The following is an 18636-nucleotide window of genomic DNA, read 5'->3' as shown; positions in this document are numbered from 1 at the left end:
GCGTATTATCAGGCAAAGCCCGGGCGCAGCGGGTTATTCCGCACCGGCCCTTCCAGCAGCGCTTTCACCTTCACCACCAGCTCGCTCAGGCAATCATCCTTCATACCGAGTCGCGTCAGCTCCTGATCGAGGGAAAAGAGATACTGCGCATTGGTTCCTAACGGCCCGCTGGCAGCCGCAATCAACGGCGCGATAACCTGCGTGCGGGTATCTGCTTCATACAGCGGATGACGCGGGTCCATGATAAACACCAGCGCATTGACGGTTCGGCCGTCGTCGAGTTCCAGCTTGCACCAGCTTGGCATGTAGCAGCCGGTGATCATTTCGCGTTTCCAGAGCAGCGTTAACTCATCTTCCAGAGAATCATCCGGCAGTCGGTATGCCACACCCGTGGTGCGACCGCCCTCTTTCAGTGCAAGCATACGTCCCGGCTGACACGCGCTGCCGCGTCCGGCGGTCAAGCGCAAACAAAACGCGCGATGCCAGCCTGGGAGCGTACCCGTGGCCGATTCAACAAATTCCAGAGCCGGGTTCCACATCAGCGAACCGTAGCCGAAAATCCATACCGGGCCATCATCCGGCCGGCACGCCAGCGTGCCGGCAAGCGATGCCGCACGTTGTTCAGCCGACCAGAGAAGCGATTCCTCAATAGCACCAAATGCCGTCTTACAATCTGCCTTCATTAAGAAATCACGCGTTAACACATTACACCTCCGCCACTGCATGCTTCCTTGCGACATCTGTAATTCGCCTTCCTTGCATTTAGTGCTGGTCATTTTGCCAGCAGTAAAATAACGATAAGCAATTCACAGGCCAGTTGCAATACAACAGAAGTTCAACCGCCTGAAAAGTCAAAATGAAGGCAGCGCATTATTTGGCAGCTATTTCTTTTTGTGCCATTTATCATCGTCTCCTTTCTCATAATCATGTTTTACTGCCGCCCAGGCGACTTTGTGCGCCGTCTCTTCGCGGCTGGCATCATCCCGGCGATCGTGCTTATCTTTATATTGATCCCAGGCGCTATTAAAGGCTTCTTTATAGATATCCTGAGCGTGGGCGGGCAGTACGTGCTGTACGCTGTCTGGTAATTCGCGTTTCGTTTTGTATGGCATACTAAACCTCTTTTTTTGTTAAAGAGATAAGTGTGGTCGATGCCGTTCAATCACGCCACCTTGTTTAAAGCTATGCATTATTCATATCATTAATTACATGTAATTTAACAACTATTCAGAGAAGAGTTGATATTATGGACCTCATAATAAGAAAATTCTAATTACCGTAAAATTAAGTAAACTTTTAAGGCTAGCTAACCGAGATCTGTTAGTTTATTGTCCTTAAAATTCTATCTATAATTACAAGCACCTGCATTGATGGAGAAACACATGACAGCAGCACACGAGGCGGTAAAGACCCGCCACAAGGAGTCGTCGCTCATTTTCCCGGTTCTGGCACTGGCTGTGCTGCTCTTCTGGGGAAGCAGTCAGTCACTGCCAGTGGTGGTTGGTATCAATATTATTGCGCTGGTCGGTATTTTAACCAGTGCCTTTAGCGTGGTTCGCCATGCGGATGTTTTAGCCCACCGTCTGGGCGAGCCGTACGGTTCACTCATTCTTAGCCTTTCCGTTGTTATTCTCGAAGTCAGCTTAATTTCTGCCCTGATGGCAACCGGCGACGCCGCGCCAACGCTCATGCGCGATACGCTCTATTCCATTATTATGATTGTGACGGGCGGCCTGGTTGGTTTTTCGCTGTTATTGGGTGGTCGCAAATTTGCGACCCAGTACATGAATTTGTTTGGCATTAAACAGTATTTAATCGCCCTGTTCCCGCTGGCCATTATTGTGCTGGTCTTCCCTATGGCACTGCCGGGCGCAAACTTCACCACTGCCCAGGCATTGCTGGTGGCCTTGATTTCTGCGGCCATGTACGGCGTATTCCTGCTGATTCAAACCAAGACGCACCAGAGCCTGTTTGTTTATGAGCATGAAGATGATGGCGACGATGACGACCCGCACCACGGTAAGCCATCAGCACACAGCAGCGCCTGGCATACCATTTGGCTGATCGTACATCTGATTGCGGTTATTGCCGTCACCAAGATGAACGCTAACCCGCTGGAGACGCTGCTCACCGAGCTGAACGCGCCGGTGGCGTTTACCGGCTTCCTGGTCGCACTGCTTATTCTGTCACCGGAAGGGCTAGGCGCGCTGAAGGCGGTACTGAACAATCAGGTACAGCGCGCAATGAACCTGTTCTTCGGTTCCGTATTGGCGACAATATCACTGACCGTTCCGGTGGTGACGCTGATTGCCTTTATGACCGGTAATGAGCTGCATTTCGCGCTGGGTGCGCCAGAGATGATTGTGATGGTGGCGTCACTGCTGCTGTGCCAGATTTCGTTCTCCACCGGACGCACGAACGTGCTGAACGGTGCGGCGCATATGGCGCTGTTTATTGCCTATTTAATGACGATATTTGCATAGCCCCATCTGGAGACATTCTTCATAAAAAAACCCGCCGAAGCGGGTTTTTTTATTAGTTGCTGGTATCCAGCTCGTCAAAGTTCTTCACCAGATCGTCAATCGCTTTGATCTGCTTCAGGAACGGCTCGAGCTTGTCCAGCGGCAGCGCGGATGGACCATCGCATTTTGCGTTGGCCGGATCCGGGTGCGCTTCAATGAACAGACCCGCCAGGCCGGTTGCCATACCGGCACGCGCCAGCTCGGTAACCTGTGCACGACGGCCGCCAGAGGCTGCGCCAAACGGGTCACGGCACTGCAGGGCATGGGTCACGTCGAAGATCACCGGAGACTGGTTAGAAACGTTCTTCATCACGCTGAAGCCCAGCATATCCACAACCAGGTTGTCATAACCGAAGTTCGCACCGCGGTCGCACAGGATCACCTTATCGTTACCGCCTTCGATAAACTTATCGACGATGTTACCCATCTGGCCAGGGCTCACGAACTGCGGTTTTTTCACGTTAATGACGGCACCGGTTTTCGCCATCGCTTCTACTAGGTCAGTCTGGCGTGCCAGGAATGCCGGAAGCTGAATCACGTCTACCACGTCCGCCACAGGCTGCGCCTGAGAGGCTTCATGCACGTCGGTGATCACCTTCACGCCAAACGTCTGCTTCAGCTCCTGGAAAATTTTCATCCCCTCTTCCAGGCCCGGGCCACGGTAAGAGTGAATAGAGGAGCGGTTGGCTTTGTCAAAAGAGGCTTTAAACACGTACGGGATGCCCAGCTTCTGGGTCACGGTCACGTAGTGCTCGCAGATGCGCATAGCGAGATCGCGGGATTCCAGCACGTTCATACCGCCAAAGAGCACGAACGGCAGGTCGTTTGCTACCTTGATATCACCAATGCTAACCACTTTTTGTTTCATAGGATCGCCTTATTCAGGTGTGAATCGGAATTAAGATTAATGCAGTGTAATTTGTTTGTGCGAGATCGCGGTGATCTGCGCGCGAATCATTTCGCTAATCGGATCTTCCGGGCACTGCTCGACGAAATAACTCAGATCGTTCAGCGCCACGTGCTCGCAGTCGAGCTGCGCATAAATAAGGCCGCGGTCGCGAATTTCGTACGGATCTTCCGGATTAAACTGCAACAACACTTCACTGGCACGCAGGGCCAGCTCCATCTGCCGCTCTTCCATCAGCGCGGACTTCAGCGTATCCAGCAGCTTACGGATCACTTCTGCGTTATCCGCTTCGTCAAGATCTTCGTTGAAGAGCTCTGCCACCGGGCTGATGTTGCCTTTCAGCCAGACGTCCAGCGTATGCTCATCCAGCGTGTCACCGTTAAATGGATTGATTAACCACATCTCACCGTCCAGCCACTCCGCGCGCAGGATCATCTGCGTTGGGAAAATGACCGGCACCAGAGGAATATCCAGTCGGTGCGCAACCCACAGTAAAATTGAACCCAGCGCAACGGCGCTGCCCTGACGATTTTTTAAGACCTGGTCCAGCCATAACGCATCTGACAGGCGGTATACGCCACGCGTGTCGCAGAAACCCCATTCGCCGTAGAAAAGTTCAAGCAGCTTCTCAAGTTGCCAGTCCTGCGGACGCGCTTGATTAATCTCTTCACGCGCCAGGCTGACCAGATTTTCCAGCTCGTCGATGACGTACTGCGACGTAAAATCGTCGCGAATCATCTCCGAAATCAGGATCATGCCATCGCAAAGCGGCACTTTATTAAATTCGAAATCGGCTAAGGACCTCATGACTTACCCCAGTAACGGTATTCTTGTGGTGGCGAGTTTAATGATGATGTACAGCACCACCAGACCCAGCAGAAAGGCGATAAAACCGGTCTGCTGGCTGCGCGGGCGGCGACGCCCAAGCGCGATAAAACCCAAAACGATATAGATGATAACGCCAAACAGCTTTTCAGTCAGCCATGCGCCTTTATCAGTAAATGGCAGATAGCCCGTCTTCCACATTAATCCGGCGCCGGAGAGGAACAACACCGTATCAATACAGTGCGGTCCAATACGTACCCAGCGGGCGTCGATCAGTGGATTATTGCTGTAGCGCCATCCGTAACGGACGACAAAAAAACCGATGGTCAGCGCGACGGCGATCAGATGAATGGTAATAAGCACGCTATACAGACTCATGCCCATTGCCCCAACGTCAGGCGCTCATTGCCACCGTAGTCTTGGCAGGTTTCCACCCTGGTGTACCCGGCGCGAGTAAACAGGGCACGCACGGCCTCTCCTTGCGTCCAGCCATGCTCTACCAGCAGCCAGCCGCCGGACAGTAAATGTTCTCGTGACGTTGTCACAATGTGTTCAAGATCGGCTAAGCCTTCATCGGCGGCGACCAGCGCGGTCAGCGGTTCGAAACGCACATCACCCTGCGCAAGGTGCGGGTCGTGTTCGTCGATGTACGGCGGATTACTGACAATCATTCCGAAGGTGCGGTCCTGCAGTGCGCTGAACCAGCTGCTTTGCAGCACAGTGACATTGCGTAAACCCAGACGCTCCAGGTTACGCTTCGCCAGCGCCACGGCGTCTGGCATCACGTCAACGGCGGTGACGTCGCAGTCCCGGCGTTCGCTGGCCAGCGCCAACGCAATCGCGCCGGTGCCGGTGCCGAGATCGAGAATGTGACAGGGTTCCGTCGGCAGTCGCGCCAGCGCCTGCTCCACCAGACACTCGGTGTCCGGACGCGGGATCAGCGTGGCCGCTGAGACGTACAGCGGTAACGACCAAAACTCGCGCTCGCCGACCAGATGCGCCACTGGCTCGCCGTTTTGTCGCCGGGCAAGCAGCGCCGCGAGCTGCGTTTCCTGTTCAGCAGTCAGCACCGTTTCGCCGAAAGCCAGCAGATACGTGCGGGTTTTCCCCGTCACATGCTCCAGCAAAATTTCGGCGTCGCGCTTAGGGCTTTCACTTTCTGAAAGCGCACTGGTGGCATGGCGTAACCAGTGTTGGAAATCCATTATTCCTGCTCGGACAATGCCGCCAGCTGGTCGGCCTGGTATTCCTGCACGATTGGCTCAATCAGCATATCGAGTTTGCCTTCCATCACTTCATCCAGACGGTACAGCGTCAGGTTGATGCGGTGGTCGGTAACGCGACCCTGCGGGAAGTTATAGGTCCGGTTACGATCGCTGCGGTCGCCGCTGCCCAGCAGGTTACGGCGGGTTGAGGCTTCTGCCTGCTGACGTTTCGCCACTTCTGCAGCACGGATGCGCGCGCCGAGCACTGAGAGTGCTTTGGCTTTGTTTTTATGCTGCGAACGTTCGTCCTGACATTCCACCACAATGCCGGTAGGCAAGTGGGTAATACGGATTGCCGAGTCGGTGGTGTTAACGTGCTGACCGCCCGCGCCCGAGGAACGGAAGGTATCGATGCGCAGGTCGGCAGGGTTGATGTCCGGCAGTTCTGCTTCCGGCAGCTCTGGCATAACCGCAACCGTACAGGCGGAGGTGTGGATACGCCCCTGCGATTCGGTTGCCGGAACGCGCTGCACGCGATGACCGCCGGATTCAAATTTCAGTCGACCGTAAACGCCGTCACCGCTGATTTTGGCAATCACTTCTTTAAAGCCGCCATGCTCGCCTTCGTTGGCGCTCATGATCTCCACGCGCCAGCGACGCGCTTCGGCGTAGCGGCTGTACATGCGGAACAGGTCGCCGGCAAACAGCGCCGCTTCATCTCCGCCGGTACCGGCACGCACTTCCACAAACGCGTTACGTTCATCGTCAGGATCTTTCGGCAGCAGAAGCACCTGGAGCTGTTGCTCCATCTCTTCAGCACGGACCTTCGCATCCTGTAGCTCTTCCTGCGCCATTTCGCGCATTTCAGGGTCGTCGAGCATCATCTGCGCGGTTTCGATATCTTCCTGGACCTGACGCCAGTCGGTAAAGCATTTAGAAACATCACTCAACTGCGCATATTCACGCGACAGCGCGCGAAAACGTTCCTGGTCCGCAATGGTCCCGGCATCACCGAGGAGCGCCTGTACTTCTTCATGGCGCTCGTGCAGAGCTTCCAGTTTAGCGACGATAGAAGGCTTCATAGGCGTAAATGCACCTTGTAATAGAAAATGGGTATAGGGCGCTATTCCAGCCCGAGGCTGTTGCGCAGAATAGTCAGGCGTTCATCATCCCCGTCCCGGGCTGCCTGCTGAAGAGATTTGGTTGGTGCATGGATCAAGCGATTGGTCAGTTTCCGCGCCAGATCCTGCAGTATTGCTTGTGCGTCGCCACCCTGTTCGAGGGCAGCCAGCGCTTTGGCAGTCAGGTCATCACGCACCTGCTCTGCCTGCCCGCGGTATTCGCGGATAGTCTCGCTGACGCTTTGCGCGCGCAGCCAGGCCATAAACTCACTGGTTTCCTGCTCAACAATGGTTTCCGCCTGAACCGCAGCCGCTTTACGCTGAGCAAGGTTATGCGAAATGATGGTTTGCAGGTCATCCACGCTGTAGAGGTAGGCGTTAGCCAGCTTGCCCACTTCCGGTTCGACATCGCGGGGAACGGCGATATCCACCAGCAGCATCGGCTGGTTACGGCGTGATTTTAACGCTCGCTCGACCATTCCTTTACCGATGATCGGCAACGGGCTGGCGGTTGAGCTGATGATAATATCCGCCTCTTTCAGGCGTTCATCGATGTCGCTTAACGCAATCACCTCGGCACCCACTTCGTCCGCCAGAACCTGCGCGCGTTCGCGGGTACGGTTTGCGATAACCATCTTTTTCACTTTGTGTTCGCGCAGATGGCGCGCCACCAGCTCGATGGTTTCGCCCGCGCCAACCAACAATACCGTGACGGTCGACAGGGACTCGAAGATTTGACGCGCAAGGGTACAGGCTGCAAAAGCAACGGAAACCGCACTGGCACCAATGTCGGTTTCGGTTCGCACACGCTTAGCCACGGAGAATGACTTCTGGAACATACGTTCCAGCTCGCTGACTTTCAGATGCCCTTTTTGCGAATCGGCAAAGGCCTTTTTCACCTGGCCAAGGATCTGCGGCTCGCCGAGCACCAGCGAATCCAGACCGCTCGCCACGCGCATAAGATGACTGACCGCATCGTTATCCTGATGCCAGTACAGGCTGTTGCGCAGCTCTTCTTCGTTGAGATTATGGTAATCGCATAGCCAGCGGATCAGCGCTTCGTGCAGGTTGTCCTGCTCTTCAACGCTTAAATAGAGTTCGGTACGGTTGCACGTCGACAGCACCACGCCACCCTGCACCATCGGCTGTGCAAGCAGGCTGTCCAGCGCCAGGTCGAGCGTCTCTGGCGAAAACGTTACACGCTCTCGCAGCGAAACCGGGGCTGTTTTGTGATTGATACCGAGTGCTAATAGGGTCATGTTGAGCGGGAGTAGTACCAGCGTTAATAAGGTTAGCAGGACGCATCATACAGGATGCGCGAGATCAATAAAAGAGACCGCCCCCTTTCGGAGTAATAGGTTAGATAGCGCTTTGAGATAATTTGAACGTAGACGGTGACACTGTGGGACGCTAGCATTAACCATTATAACTGCAACGTATCTCAAGGATTTGTCCTCATTATGACCCGACTGATTCGCCTGCTGCCGCTGGCAGCCCTGGTTCTGACCGCGTGTACCGTCACCCAACCAAAAGGCCCGGGCAAAAGTCCCGATTCCCCGCAGTGGCGTCAGCATCAGCAGGACGTGCGTAATTTAAGCCAGTACCAGACCCGAGGTGCCTTTGCTTACCTCTCTGACGAGCAAAAGGTTTATGCCCGCTTCTTCTGGCAGCAAACGGGGCAAGATAACTATCGTCTTCTGTTGCTGAACCCACTGGGCAGTACCGAGCTGGAGCTCATCGCGAAACCTGGTGAAGCGCAGATCACTGACAACAAAGGCCAGCACTACACCGCTACCGATGCTGAAGAGATGATCGGCAAGCTGACCGGGATGCCGATTCCACTCAACAGCCTGCGCCAGTGGATCCTCGGCCTGCCGGGTGACGCCACGGATTACACGCTGGACGATCAATACCGTCTGAACCAGGTGAACTACGCGCAGAACGGAAAAAGCTGGAAAGTGGTCTATAGCGCCTATGACAGCAAAACGACACCGTCGCTGCCGTCAAATATGGAGCTGACCCAGGGTAGCCAGCGCATCAAACTGAAAATGGACAACTGGATCGTTAAATGATGACCCACTGGCCCTCTCCGGCAAAACTGAACCTGTTTTTATACATTACCGGGCAGCGGCCTGACGGGTATCACACCCTGCAAACGCTGTTTCAGTTTGTCGATTATGGCGACACGATCTCCATTGAACTACGTAACGACGGTCAGATTCGCCTGCTGACGCCCGTTGAAGGCGTGGCGCATGAGGATAATCTCATCGTGCGCGCCGCGCGTCTGCTGATGAAAGCGGCAGCGGACGCCGGGCGGTTGCCTGCAGGAAGCGGAGCCGATATACGCATTGAGAAACGCTTGCCAATGGGCGGCGGCCTCGGCGGCGGCTCGTCAAATGCAGCCACCGTCCTGGTTGCGCTAAATCATCTGTGGGGCTGCGGCCTCTCGCAAGATGAACTGGCGACCTTAGGGTTAACCCTGGGCGCTGACGTGCCGGTGTTTGTCCGTGGTCATGCGGCGTTTGCTGAAGGGGTCGGTGAAATCCTCTCCCCGGCTGAACCGCCGGAGAAATGGTATCTGGTCGCCCACCCCGGCGTAAGCATTCCGACTCCGGTTATCTTCAAGGATCCTGACCTGCGACGGAATACCCCGGTGCGGTCAATAGAAACGTTATTAAATTGTGAATTCAGCAACGATTGCGAGGATATCGCAAGAAAACGTTTTCGCGAGGTTGATGCGGTGCTTTCCTGGCTGTTAGAATACGCGCCGTCGCGCCTGACTGGCACAGGGGCTTGTGTCTTTGCTGAATTTGACACCGAATCCGCCGCTCGTCAGGTGCTTGAGCAAGCGCCGGTTTGGCTGCATGGTTTTGTAGCACGCGGGATGAACATCTCCCCCCTACAGCAAGCCATTCTGGCGCAGACTGAGTTTCGGTGACAACGTCACCCTGTTCCAGACGTTGCATCGCGCTCTTTAATACACCGCCTGGATAGCATTCGCCTGGCCCCGCACAGTTTGCGGCGAACGCTATCCACCACTGGACGCATGCCTGAGGTTCTTCTCGTGCCTGATATGAAGCTTTTTGCTGGTAACGCCACCCCGGAACTAGCACAACGTATTGCCAACCGCCTGTACACTTCCCTCGGCGACGCCGCTGTAGGTCGCTTTAGCGACGGCGAAGTCAGCGTACAAATTAACGAAAATGTACGCGGTGGTGATATTTTCATCATCCAGTCCACCTGTGCTCCAACGAACGACAACCTGATGGAATTGGTTGTTATGGTCGACGCCCTGCGCCGTGCTTCTGCAGGTCGTATCACTGCTGTAATCCCTTACTTTGGTTATGCCCGCCAGGACCGTCGCGTCCGCTCCGCGCGTGTGCCAATCACGGCCAAAGTTGTCGCTGACTTCCTGTCCAGCGTTGGCGTTGACCGCGTTCTGACCGTTGACCTGCACGCAGAGCAGATCCAGGGCTTCTTCGACGTTCCGGTTGATAACGTATTCGGCAGCCCAATCCTGCTGGAAGACATGCTGCAGCTGAACCTGGACAACCCGATCGTGGTTTCTCCAGACATCGGCGGCGTGGTACGTGCCCGTGCTATCGCTAAGCTGCTGAACGATACCGACATGGCTATCATCGACAAACGCCGTCCACGCGCCAACGTGTCTCAGGTGATGCACATCATCGGTGACGTTGCTGGCCGTGACTGCGTGCTGGTTGATGACATGATCGATACCGGCGGTACGCTGTGCAAAGCAGCAGAAGCGCTGAAAGAACGTGGTGCCAAGCGCGTATTCGCTTATGCGACTCACCCGATCTTCTCCGGTAATGCGGTCAATAATCTCCGCAACTCCGTTATTGACGAAGTTGTGGTGTGCGATACCATCCCACTGAGTGATGAAATCAAAGCACTGCCTAACGTACGTACTTTGACCCTGTCCGGGATGCTGGCCGAAGCGATTCGTCGTATCAGCAACGAAGAATCCATCTCTGCAATGTTCGAACACTAATCGAACACGGCCGAAAAACCCGCTGCGGCGGGTTTTTTTGTCTCTGGGTTTTATTTGTATGATTAATGCCTCCTTCACCTGCCATTCATATGACAGATGATGCGCACACGGATGAGTGATAATTGTGAAAAATGTAACTTCCTCACATGTTCTGCCCTTTCGCGCCCTCATCGACGCATGCTGGAATGAGAAATACACCTCGTCACGCTTCCTTCGTGACCTGATTGCCGGGATCACGGTCGGCATCATTGCCATCCCGCTGGCGATGGCGCTGGCCATTGGCAGCGGCGTTGCGCCGCAATACGGTCTGTACACATCAGCCGTGGCCGGGATTGTTATTGCCCTGACGGGCGGCTCGCGCTTCAGCGTCTCCGGGCCGACCGCCGCTTTTGTGGTGATCCTTTACCCCGTTTCGCAGCAGTTTGGTCTGGCAGGCCTGCTGGTTGCCACCCTGATGTCCGGCGTCTTTCTCATTCTGTTTGGCCTGGCTCGTTTTGGTCGGTTGATTGAATATATTCCCCTTTCCGTGACGCTGGGGTTCACTTCCGGGATTGGCATCACCATCGGGACCATGCAAATCAAGGATTTCCTGGGCCTGCAGCTTGCTCATGTTCCCGAACACTACCTGCAAAAAGTCGGCGCGCTGATTATGGCATTGCCGACCGCAAATTTGGGTGATGCGGCGATCGGCTTCGTCACGCTGGGGACGCTTATCCTCTGGCCCCGTTTGGGCATTCGCCTGCCAGGCCATTTGCCCGCGCTGCTGCTAGGCTGTGCGGTGATGGCTATTGTTAACTTACTCGGCGGCCATGTGGCGACTATAGGCTCCCAATTCCACTATGTGCTCGCCGACGGTTCACAGGGCAGCGGCATTCCGCAGCTATTACCCCAACTGGTATTGCCATGGGACATGCCCGGCTCCAGCTTCACCCTAAGCTGGGACTCGCTGCGCGCTCTGCTGCCTGCAGCCTTCTCAATGGCGATGCTGGGGGCGATTGAATCGCTTCTCTGCGCCGTAGTGCTGGACGGTATGACCGGCACCAAGCACAAAGCGAACAGCGAGCTGGTCGGCCAGGGGTTGGGCAATATCATTGCGCCATTCTTCGGAGGCATCACGGCCACGGCGGCGATCGCCCGATCTGCCGCAAACGTGCGCGCCGGGGCAACGTCTCCGGTCTCGGCGGTGATCCACTCCGTGCTGGTGATCCTCGCCCTGCTCATCCTCGCTCCGCTGCTCTCCTGGCTTCCGCTATCGGCAATGGCCGCACTGCTGCTGATGGTGGCCTGGAACATGAGCGAGGCGCACAAGGTCGTGAACCTGCTGCGCCGCGCCCCGAAAGACGACATCATCGTGATGCTCATCTGTATGTCCTTGACCGTGCTGTTCGATATGGTTATCGCCATCAGCGTCGGGATCGTGCTTGCTTCGCTGCTCTTTATGCGCCGCATTGCCCAGATGACGCGGCTTTCGCCGGTCAACGTTGATGTGCCTGACGATGTGCTGGTGCTGCGCGTGATCGGCCCGCTCTTTTTCGCAGCAGCAGAAGGGTTATTTAGCGATCTGGAGTCACGCATTGCGGGTAAGCGGGTCGTGGTGCTCAAGTGGGACGCCGTACCGGTGCTCGATGCCGGCGGACTCGATGCCTTCCAGCGCTTTGTTGCACGTCTGCCGGAAGGCTGCGAGCTGCGGGTGAGTAATCTGGAATTTCAGCCGCTGCGTACCATGGCGCGCGCTGGCGTACAGCCCATCCCTGGCCGACTTGCTTTTTATCCTAATCGCGACGCCGCGTTAGCGGATCTGTGACCTCTCTGATGCAGAGAAGCGTCTCTGCATCATCACCCCTATCGCCTGCTGTAGCCAGTCGAGCACGGCAGGCGTCATCCACGTCCCCTTCATCAGATGCGGCTCTTGCTGCATAGCCGTACGAAATTTTTGCTGCGTCTCGGGGTGGGTTCCCGCATAGGACTGGAATAAGGTCAGCCAGTATTGGGCCAGCTTTTGCGCGTCGTCACTGTCAGGGAGAAGATGTTCGCGCTGAGCCTGATGCAGCTTTGTCACCAGCGGCGGCCACTCCATCATGCGGTCAAAATAATGTGCCCGGGTAAAGGCCATCTCTTCAGGAGTAAGGTATTTCTCCCAGATCGCCAGCTTCGATTCGGCAAATGCCCGGGTGATGTAGTCGGTCATTTCCGCCGTGATCCCGGTTTGCTCGCGCATCTGCGGTTCTACGCGGTGCATCTCGTTCAGACGCGTCAGAAAATCAGGCTTGCCAGCGGTATCCTGCTCCAGACGTTCCATCCAGCGTGTCGCCAGATCCCTCGCCTGTGGTTCAGAAACGTCGACGTTATGCGCCATCAGCGTTCGTGCCTCTGCCACAAGACCCGACCAAATGGCCGCCAGCGCATCCTTCTGCACAATAAACGGCAATTGCTGTAACTCTTCTTTGCTAAACCAACGATCGTACATAGTCATTAACTCCAGAGTCTGTAGCCAGGATTCCAGATCGGGTGTCTCATCCGCCAGGAGCCCGGTACGCAAGTCCATCAGCCTGTCGCGCAGCGTGTGGATGCTGCGAAGCTGTTTATCCAGCAGGCTGATTTGCGCATCGAGAAGCTCGGGTAACGAAAGCGACCCCTGTTCCAGAAAATCCTTAATTTCAGCCAGTTCCAGCCCCGCTTTAGCCAGCGCCTGAATCATATGCAGACGCTGTACATCCGCCAAAGTGTAAAGCCGGTAACCTGCCGCGCTTCTGGCAGAAGGGAGCAATAACCCTGTTTGTTCGTAATGATGCAATGTGCGTACGGTGATCCCGGCGCGTTTCGCCAGTTCCCCCACCTGAATCAACATAACTGCTCCTTTTCTATGCCAGTGGCGTCACTCTGGGACCTTACGTTACGTGAGGGTCAAGCCGTCGTGCAAAAAAAAACGACTCGCTAAGGAGTCGTTTCGCTGTTATTACCGTTTGTACTAGCTGTGCTTATGCTGGTCACGGCGGCATCGTTTATCGTAATGGCGCACCCACCAGTATTTGTCGCACACTTCCTCATGACCACTCACGCGCGCACCGGCGAGCCACAACACTGCACCGAGGAAGATGCTCAGCACCGCGCCATGCGCGAAGTATTGCGGGAGGTCAAGCTGCGGCAATTGGTTTAGAATTGAATAACCCACACCGGCTACCATCACGAACAGCCCCAACCCCATCAGCACGTTACCGAGTAACGAAGCGTTTTTGCGTTTCATGTGTCACCTCCGGAACTTTGGGTTGTAGGGAATAAGTCCCTATTCCTTGTGTGTAAAGTATAGACAACGCCGCTTATATGAGTTGCGTGAATGATCACATTTACGGATAACGCCAAGACAAAAGTTTACAAATAAGACATTGAACAACTTGAATTTCTAATGGTTCAAATAAGTAATTATTCGCATTTCAGTATTGATGCCGCAGAATTTTGTCAAGCGGCGCGCCAGACAGTAAACTACGCGCCAGATCTGGAATCCATTAGGAATTGAATCGTGACGATTAAACTGATTGTCGGCCTTGCCAACCCAGGCGCAGAGTATGCGGCCACCCGCCATAATGCGGGTGCCTGGTATGTTGATCTGCTGGCAGAGCGGTTACGTGCTCCCCTGCGTGAAGAACCGAAATTCTATGGGTATACCTCACGTATCAACCTTGCTGGAGCGGATGTGCGCTTGCTGGTGCCAACGACCTTCATGAACCTGAGCGGCAAAGCCGTGGCCGCAATGGCGACGTTTTACCGCATCAATCCTGATGAAATCCTGGTTGCCCACGATGAGCTCGACCTGCCTCCCGGCGTAGCAAAGTTTAAGCTGGGCGGCGGGCATGGCGGTCACAATGGCCTGAAAGATATCATCAGCAAATTGGGTAATAACCCTAATTTCCACCGTTTGCGCGTGGGAATAGGCCATCCGGGCGATAAAAACAAAGTTGTTGGTTTCGTGCTCGGTAAACCCCCGGTTTCTGAGCAGAAATTAATTGATGAAGCGGTCGACGAAGCGGCGCGCTGCACCGAAATATGGCTGCAGGACGGCCTGACCAAAGCGACAAATCGCTTACATGCTTTCAAAGCGCAATAATCTGCCCTATACGGCTTTTTTACCGCGCGACATGTGGGTTACGTGTATAATAGGCGTAGTTATTTACTTTTCTTCAGTCGGTTATCGTTAACGGATTGATTATCAAAAGATTAAGGTGATTTAGAAATGGGATTCAAATGCGGTATCGTCGGTCTGCCAAACGTAGGCAAATCCACCCTGTTTAACGCGCTTACCAAAGCAGGTATCGAAGCGGCGAACTTCCCGTTCTGTACCATCGAACCCAACACTGGCGTAGTGCCTATGCCTGACCCGCGTCTGGACCAGCTCGCGGAAATCGTGAAGCCGCAGCGTATTCTGCCAACCACCATGGAGTTCGTGGACATCGCGGGCCTGGTAAAAGGCGCGTCTAAAGGTGAAGGTCTGGGCAACCAGTTCCTGACCAACATCCGTGAAACCGAAGCAATCGGTCACGTTGTGCGTTGCTTCGAAAACGACAACATCATCCACGTAAACAACAAAGTGGATCCGGCTGACGACATCGAGGTTATCAACACCGAGCTGGCGCTGTCCGACCTGGACACGTGCGAGCGTGCTCTGCACCGCGTACAGAAGCGTGCCAAAGGTGGCGATAAGGACGCAAAAGCTGAGCAAGCTGCGCTTGAAAAATGTCTGCCACAGCTGGAAAACGCGGGCATGCTGCGCGCGCTGAAAAACCTGACCGATGAAGATAAGGCTGCCATCAAATATCTGAGCTTCCTGACCCTCAAACCAACCATGTATATCGCCAACGTTAACGAAGACGGCTTCGAGAACAACCCATACCTGGACAAAGTGCGTGAAATCGCTGCGGCTGAAGGTTCCGTGGTTGTTGCCGTGTGCGCTGCAGTTGAATCTGATATCGCCGAGCTGGACGACGCCGACCGTGAAGAGTTCATGGCCGAGTTGGGTATTGAAGAGCCGGGCCTGAACCGCGTTATTCGTGCAGGCTACGAGCTGCTGAACCTGCAGACCTACTTCACCGCTGGCGTTAAAGAAGTGCGTGCATGGACCATCCCTGTCGGTGCAACTGCACCTCAGGCGGCGGGTAAAATCCACACCGACTTCGAGAAAGGCTTTATCCGCGCGCAGACCATCGCGTTTGAAGACTTCATCACCTACAAGGGTGAGCAAGGCGCGAAAGAAGCAGGCAAGATGCGCGCGGAAGGGAAAGATTACATCGTTAAAGACGGCGACGTAATGAACTTCCTGTTTAACGTCTGATTCGTCTTGAATGAAAAAAATCCACGCCCTGGCGTGGATTTTTTTATTGCGGCGTCAAAACACATTGTCTAAGAGATCTGTCTTCATACTGGGTTCAAAGGGAATGATTTCGGCGGTCGCAAGCTTTAACGCCTGAAAAGGATCCTCGCGTAAGCGCTCTTCAAGAGAAGCAAGACTCTCGCATTTAGCGAGAATGACTCCACCGTTTCTTGGGATCCGTCTTCCGGAAGCCAGAAATTTCCCCTCTGCATACCCCTTTTTTAGCCACTCAACATGAGCAGGTATCGCTGCGTCAACCTCTTCAAGGGGTTTGATATAGGTTAAAATGACAATGTAAACCGTGCTCATCCTTTGCCTCTCAGCTCTGTTTTAAACTGCTTGTTGGAACTGCTTATGCAGCCCTCTTTTGCCACCGGTTATTATTATCGTTTTTTGGCACTTTTGATGTTAATACGCAGGGCCCAATCGAGACAAAGCGTTACGCTTCATCTCCCAGGAATAAAACCAATCATGCCAGCCGTTTTGCTTTTCCGCATAGCTACAGACCACAACCACTTCCTTTGACAGGTTGAAAGTTAAGTAATAGAAAAATGCGCCTTCAGGAGGTGCAGACCAAAATAGTTTTTCGCCCTGCGCATTGAAGATGGTCAAAACGGTTGGTAGTGGCTTTGGCTCGCTTAACGCAAAGACTAACTGGCGTGTAGGATCAACCATTGCATAGTCTAAAAATGGCGTATTTACCAGAAACTTACTTTCACCACATATCCATTCGAGCACGTTATTTTCTTTAATACAATTGAGATTTTCAATCATTGGTAAACGTCAATTTTTAAAGTTTGAACTGTTTCAAATCACCTTCAAAAAGCCCCACAAGATATACCCGGCATCGGGCTGGCTGCACTTCTTTATACGTTAATACAGTAGAAAATTCTTTTAAACAATTTGAACATGCTTTTTTCGAAACATGTAATTGGCTTTCATCATAGCTAAATTCATTATGATCGCTAACAAGCTTCACACCTCTCATTTTCTTAGTTAGAAAGTATTTTACCTCTTCAGTGAGTGAGTCAAACTCATATGAGTTTACGATGGAATAGACTATTACACCCTCGCATTCAGGGCATGCTATTTCTGCGCCAGAATCTATAAAGTCATTATCAATGCCATCCAGGACTAACATCTTCTTTTTCAGTCGATTAGTTAATTTCATTTTTATTGAGCTTTAAGTTATTAATAGAAAAAGTAAGGCGAGAAGAAAATGAGGGATTTTATTAATTAATAACATTATTTATGTCAAACATTCCATTCGATATAAATACCACAATCGAAGCTTTTTTCATTAGACTGTACAACAATACTTCCCCATTCATGCTCCCATTGAAATCCATATGGGGGATTGGTAATTTTAAGCTTAGGCTTTGAGGTTATTTCATTCTCAACCCATGCTGTCAAACGCTGCCGTTCATCCGATAAATTACTCAGACTAGCCCTTTTATCCCAATCATCTAGAGTTTTATAAAAACTTCCATCCTTACTAGTAAGGAATATTGAGGGAGAAAAAGAAAATACTGAAGGCCTCAGTTCCAAAATGAAAACTTGATCTTTCCATTCAATATTATCGATAGCGAAATAAAAAGGACCTATCGAAGTCAGTGGCGAGAAGAATTTGTAAAATGCGGAATGTTTAAAAGTATCAACATCTTTTAACTCGAGGGGTAGTTGTTAATTGCTACAAAGCCAGTATGAACATCAAGTTTCATTTCTAACATATCTCAACCACCTTGCCTGGAAGTGACTACGTTATATTCCAAACTATATATATCCCATGATTAAATGACTTTGTCTCATATGAGACTGAAACCCGCTCCCACTCAAAGCTCCACCTAATTATGTCTGTTTCCGTGGTATCAGGTGTGTCCAGGTTTAGAGATTCTTTCAGCCAATCAGACAAGCTTTTCACTGAGTTAATTTCCGGTTGGCACTCGCAACCCTGAGCGATTATTAATATAACATCTTAGGGAGTTATCCAAAAAATAATTGAATTTAAATCTGGCATTATAAGCCTTTGGAATACCACAAATGTTTAATTAATTTTTTATCGGCAGCGGTATTTGGCATAACAAAATGGCCTCCCACAGGGTCAATTTCAATTCTATTTATCCCCATGTAATTTTTCAACGCCCCATCATTATAATTGCTAGCATTTTTACACCAATACGCACTCAATTCATGATTTTATATTATTCCATTTGCAATAATCCCTCCAGGATTTTTCATCTCTGAAACCAGAACGATAATTACAATAAATTGCACCTGAACAATTCCAATGGTCATATGCCGAATTAATATGACCCCATGCACCATGAATTGGAAGGTCAATATTCGTTTTTTCTTTGAACCAATCCCTTAATCTTTTTGTAACTTTCCCCTCTGGTTTTTTTTGTTCTCCATCGATTAATTTATAAGGTGCGAAACTCCAACTACCCATAATAGCATTTTCATCATTAGGTTGAATAAAGTTAACTATCAAATAAATATCACCATGCGTGTTTCCTTTAATGTTAAAAATAGTTCTATAAGAGACTGTATCACATCCCTTATCTGGCCAAGCCTCCCAATTTAAATTATCATTATTCATTATTTCTTTTTTGGTTGTAAGTGGTGCCAGCGCCAGCATTTTATTGAAGAAAAAAGCGCCTGTATCTATATCAAGATTCATAG

At 52.4% G+C, this 18636-nt stretch carries 21 protein-coding genes; 7 read left to right on the top strand and 14 right to left on the bottom strand.

The window, feature by feature from the left end:
* Window positions 1-8 precede the first annotated feature (8 nt).
* Together V5P19_RS04145 and chaB are read right to left on the bottom strand one after the other, a co-directional pair.
* The gene (locus tag V5P19_RS04145; protein WP_334400392.1) at window positions 9-704 is read right to left on the bottom strand and encodes a gamma-glutamylcyclotransferase; all 696 of its coding nucleotides are present in this window, start codon (window positions 702-704) and stop codon (window positions 9-11) included.
* Between the two features lie 177 nt (window positions 705-881).
* Window positions 882-1112, bottom strand: coding sequence for a putative cation transport regulator ChaB (gene chaB / locus V5P19_RS04140; RefSeq protein WP_334400390.1), 231 nt, complete (start codon window positions 1110-1112; stop codon window positions 882-884).
* 270 nt (window positions 1113-1382) lie between these two features.
* Between chaB and chaA the strand changes: the two genes are divergently transcribed.
* The gene (gene chaA / locus V5P19_RS04135) at window positions 1383-2483 is read left to right on the top strand and encodes a sodium-potassium/proton antiporter ChaA (protein ID WP_334400388.1); all 1101 of its coding nucleotides are present in this window, start codon (window positions 1383-1385) and stop codon (window positions 2481-2483) included.
* A gap of 52 nt (window positions 2484-2535) precedes the next feature.
* Here the strand turns inward: chaA and kdsA are convergent, their stop codons facing one another.
* Genes kdsA through hemA form a run of 6 tightly spaced genes read right to left on the bottom strand, consistent with a single transcriptional unit; the run spans window position 2536 to window position 7839 of the window.
* The gene (gene kdsA, locus V5P19_RS04130) at window positions 2536-3390 is read right to left on the bottom strand and encodes a 3-deoxy-8-phosphooctulonate synthase (protein WP_253377495.1); all 855 of its coding nucleotides are present in this window, start codon (window positions 3388-3390) and stop codon (window positions 2536-2538) included.
* 36 nt (window positions 3391-3426) lie between these two features.
* On the bottom strand, window positions 3427-4236 hold the full coding sequence (gene sirB1, locus V5P19_RS04125; RefSeq protein WP_334400383.1) for an invasion regulator SirB1: 810 nt from the start codon (window positions 4234-4236) through the stop codon (window positions 3427-3429).
* 3 nt (window positions 4237-4239) lie between these two features.
* A complete protein-coding gene (gene sirB2, locus V5P19_RS04120; RefSeq protein ID WP_334400381.1) occupies window positions 4240-4632 on the bottom strand; it encodes an invasion regulator SirB2 in 393 nt (130 codons plus the stop codon).
* Window positions 4629-5459 (bottom strand): peptide chain release factor N(5)-glutamine methyltransferase, encoded by an 831-nt coding sequence (prmC, locus tag V5P19_RS04115; protein ID WP_334400379.1) that lies wholly within the window; start codon window positions 5457-5459, stop codon window positions 4629-4631. Before prmC ends, sirB2 begins: the two co-directional genes overlap by 4 nt.
* Window positions 5459-6541 carry a peptide chain release factor 1 gene (prfA, locus tag V5P19_RS04110; RefSeq protein ID WP_334400377.1) on the bottom strand — a complete coding sequence of 361 codons (1083 nt, stop codon included), beginning with the start codon at window positions 6539-6541 and terminating at the stop codon, window positions 5459-5461. Before prfA ends, prmC begins: the two co-directional genes overlap by 1 nt.
* A 41-nt stretch (window positions 6542-6582) precedes the next feature.
* Window positions 6583-7839: a glutamyl-tRNA reductase gene (gene hemA / locus V5P19_RS04105; protein WP_334400375.1), complete on the bottom strand. Its 1257-nt coding sequence runs from the start codon at window positions 7837-7839 to the stop codon at window positions 6583-6585.
* A gap of 201 nt (window positions 7840-8040) precedes the next feature.
* On the opposite strand from hemA, the gene lolB reads away from it, so the two are divergent.
* From lolB to dauA, 4 genes are all read left to right on the top strand, one after another.
* Window positions 8041-8652, top strand: coding sequence for a lipoprotein insertase outer membrane protein LolB (gene lolB / locus V5P19_RS04100; protein WP_334400373.1), 612 nt, complete (start codon window positions 8041-8043; stop codon window positions 8650-8652).
* Complete coding sequence (gene ispE, locus V5P19_RS04095) at window positions 8649-9518, top strand: 4-(cytidine 5'-diphospho)-2-C-methyl-D-erythritol kinase (protein WP_334400371.1); 870 nt, start codon at window positions 8649-8651, stop codon at window positions 9516-9518. The genes lolB and ispE overlap by 4 nt, the downstream gene beginning before the upstream one ends.
* Before the next feature lie 126 nt (window positions 9519-9644).
* Window positions 9645-10592, top strand: coding sequence for a ribose-phosphate diphosphokinase (gene prs, locus V5P19_RS04090; RefSeq protein WP_003856663.1), 948 nt, complete (start codon window positions 9645-9647; stop codon window positions 10590-10592).
* A gap of 124 nt (window positions 10593-10716) precedes the next feature.
* Window positions 10717-12396 (top strand): C4-dicarboxylic acid transporter DauA, encoded by a 1680-nt coding sequence (gene dauA / locus V5P19_RS04085; RefSeq protein ID WP_334400369.1) that lies wholly within the window; start codon window positions 10717-10719, stop codon window positions 12394-12396.
* Here dauA and V5P19_RS04080 read toward each other — a convergent pair.
* Entirely contained in the window at window positions 12382-13440 is a 1059-nt protein-coding gene (locus V5P19_RS04080; protein WP_334400368.1) for a MerR family transcriptional regulator, read from the bottom strand. The genes dauA and V5P19_RS04080 overlap by 15 nt on opposite strands.
* 120 nt (window positions 13441-13560) lie before the next feature.
* Window positions 13561-13836: a stress-induced protein YchH gene (ychH, locus tag V5P19_RS04075; protein WP_013096227.1), complete on the bottom strand. Its 276-nt coding sequence runs from the start codon at window positions 13834-13836 to the stop codon at window positions 13561-13563.
* A 273-nt stretch (window positions 13837-14109) separates the two neighbouring features.
* Here ychH and pth point away from each other — a divergent pair, with 273 nt between their 5' ends.
* Window positions 14110-14694: an aminoacyl-tRNA hydrolase gene (pth, locus tag V5P19_RS04070; RefSeq protein WP_006810922.1), complete on the top strand. Its 585-nt coding sequence runs from the start codon at window positions 14110-14112 to the stop codon at window positions 14692-14694.
* Window positions 14695-14820: 126 nt separating this feature from the next.
* Window positions 14821-15915: a redox-regulated ATPase YchF gene (ychF, locus tag V5P19_RS04065; RefSeq protein ID WP_334400364.1), complete on the top strand. Its 1095-nt coding sequence runs from the start codon at window positions 14821-14823 to the stop codon at window positions 15913-15915.
* Between the two features lie 54 nt (window positions 15916-15969).
* Here ychF and V5P19_RS04060 read toward each other — a convergent pair whose 3' ends face one another.
* The 4 genes from V5P19_RS04060 to V5P19_RS04045 all read right to left on the bottom strand — a co-directional run bounded on the left by V5P19_RS04060 (window position 15970) and on the right by V5P19_RS04045 (window position 18634).
* A complete protein-coding gene (locus tag V5P19_RS04060; RefSeq protein ID WP_334400362.1) occupies window positions 15970-16263 on the bottom strand; it encodes a YciI family protein in 294 nt (97 codons plus the stop codon).
* A gap of 99 nt (window positions 16264-16362) precedes the next feature.
* Entirely contained in the window at window positions 16363-16728 is a 366-nt protein-coding gene (locus V5P19_RS04055) for a hypothetical protein (RefSeq protein ID WP_334400360.1), read from the bottom strand.
* 16 nt (window positions 16729-16744) lie between these two features.
* Window positions 16745-17095: a hypothetical protein gene (locus tag V5P19_RS04050; protein WP_334400358.1), complete on the bottom strand. Its 351-nt coding sequence runs from the start codon at window positions 17093-17095 to the stop codon at window positions 16745-16747.
* Window positions 17096-18142: 1047 nt separating this feature from the next.
* On the bottom strand, window positions 18143-18634 hold the full coding sequence (locus V5P19_RS04045; protein ID WP_334400356.1) for a hypothetical protein: 492 nt from the start codon (window positions 18632-18634) through the stop codon (window positions 18143-18145).
* Between the last annotated feature and the right edge of the window lie 2 nt (window positions 18635-18636).

Source organism: Enterobacter sp. UNJFSC 003 (assembly GCF_036903355.1).
Classification (GTDB): domain Bacteria; phylum Pseudomonadota; class Gammaproteobacteria; order Enterobacterales; family Enterobacteriaceae; genus Enterobacter.
The sequence above is the reverse complement of the archived record's forward strand: the minus strand, read 5'-3'. Positions and strand labels throughout refer to the sequence as shown.

Excerpts from the sequence above, each read along its gene's own strand:
- chaB (WP_334400390.1), bottom strand. The coding sequence starts at position 1,112 with ATGCCATACAAAACGAAACGCGAATTACCAGACAGCGTACAGCACGTA.
- chaA (WP_334400388.1), top strand. The coding sequence starts at position 1,383 with ATGACAGCAGCACACGAGGCGGTAAAGACCCGCCACAAGGAGTCGTCG.
- kdsA (WP_253377495.1), bottom strand. The coding sequence starts at position 3,390 with ATGAAACAAAAAGTGGTTAGCATTGGTGATATCAAGGTAGCAAACGAC.
- sirB1 (WP_334400383.1), bottom strand. The coding sequence starts at position 4,236 with ATGAGGTCCTTAGCCGATTTCGAATTTAATAAAGTGCCGCTTTGCGAT.
- sirB2 (WP_334400381.1), bottom strand. The coding sequence starts at position 4,632 with ATGAGTCTGTATAGCGTGCTTATTACCATTCATCTGATCGCCGTCGCG.
- prmC (WP_334400379.1), bottom strand. The coding sequence starts at position 5,459 with ATGGATTTCCAACACTGGTTACGCCATGCCACCAGTGCGCTTTCAGAA.
- prfA (WP_334400377.1), bottom strand. The coding sequence starts at position 6,541 with ATGAAGCCTTCTATCGTCGCTAAACTGGAAGCTCTGCACGAGCGCCAT.
- hemA (WP_334400375.1), bottom strand. The coding sequence starts at position 7,839 with ATGACCCTATTAGCACTCGGTATCAATCACAAAACAGCCCCGGTTTCG.
- lolB (WP_334400373.1), top strand. The coding sequence starts at position 8,041 with ATGACCCGACTGATTCGCCTGCTGCCGCTGGCAGCCCTGGTTCTGACC.
- ispE (WP_334400371.1), top strand. The coding sequence starts at position 8,649 with ATGATGACCCACTGGCCCTCTCCGGCAAAACTGAACCTGTTTTTATAC.
- V5P19_RS04080 (WP_334400368.1), bottom strand. The coding sequence starts at position 13,440 with ATGTTGATTCAGGTGGGGGAACTGGCGAAACGCGCCGGGATCACCGTA.
- ychH (WP_013096227.1), bottom strand. The coding sequence starts at position 13,836 with ATGAAACGCAAAAACGCTTCGTTACTCGGTAACGTGCTGATGGGGTTG.
- ychF (WP_334400364.1), top strand. The coding sequence starts at position 14,821 with ATGGGATTCAAATGCGGTATCGTCGGTCTGCCAAACGTAGGCAAATCC.
- V5P19_RS04060 (WP_334400362.1), bottom strand. The coding sequence starts at position 16,263 with ATGAGCACGGTTTACATTGTCATTTTAACCTATATCAAACCCCTTGAA.
- V5P19_RS04055 (WP_334400360.1), bottom strand. The coding sequence starts at position 16,728 with ATGATTGAAAATCTCAATTGTATTAAAGAAAATAACGTGCTCGAATGG.
- V5P19_RS04050 (WP_334400358.1), bottom strand. The coding sequence starts at position 17,095 with ATGTTAGTCCTGGATGGCATTGATAATGACTTTATAGATTCTGGCGCA.
- V5P19_RS04045 (WP_334400356.1), bottom strand. The coding sequence starts at position 18,634 with ATGAATCTTGATATAGATACAGGCGCTTTTTTCTTCAATAAAATGCTG.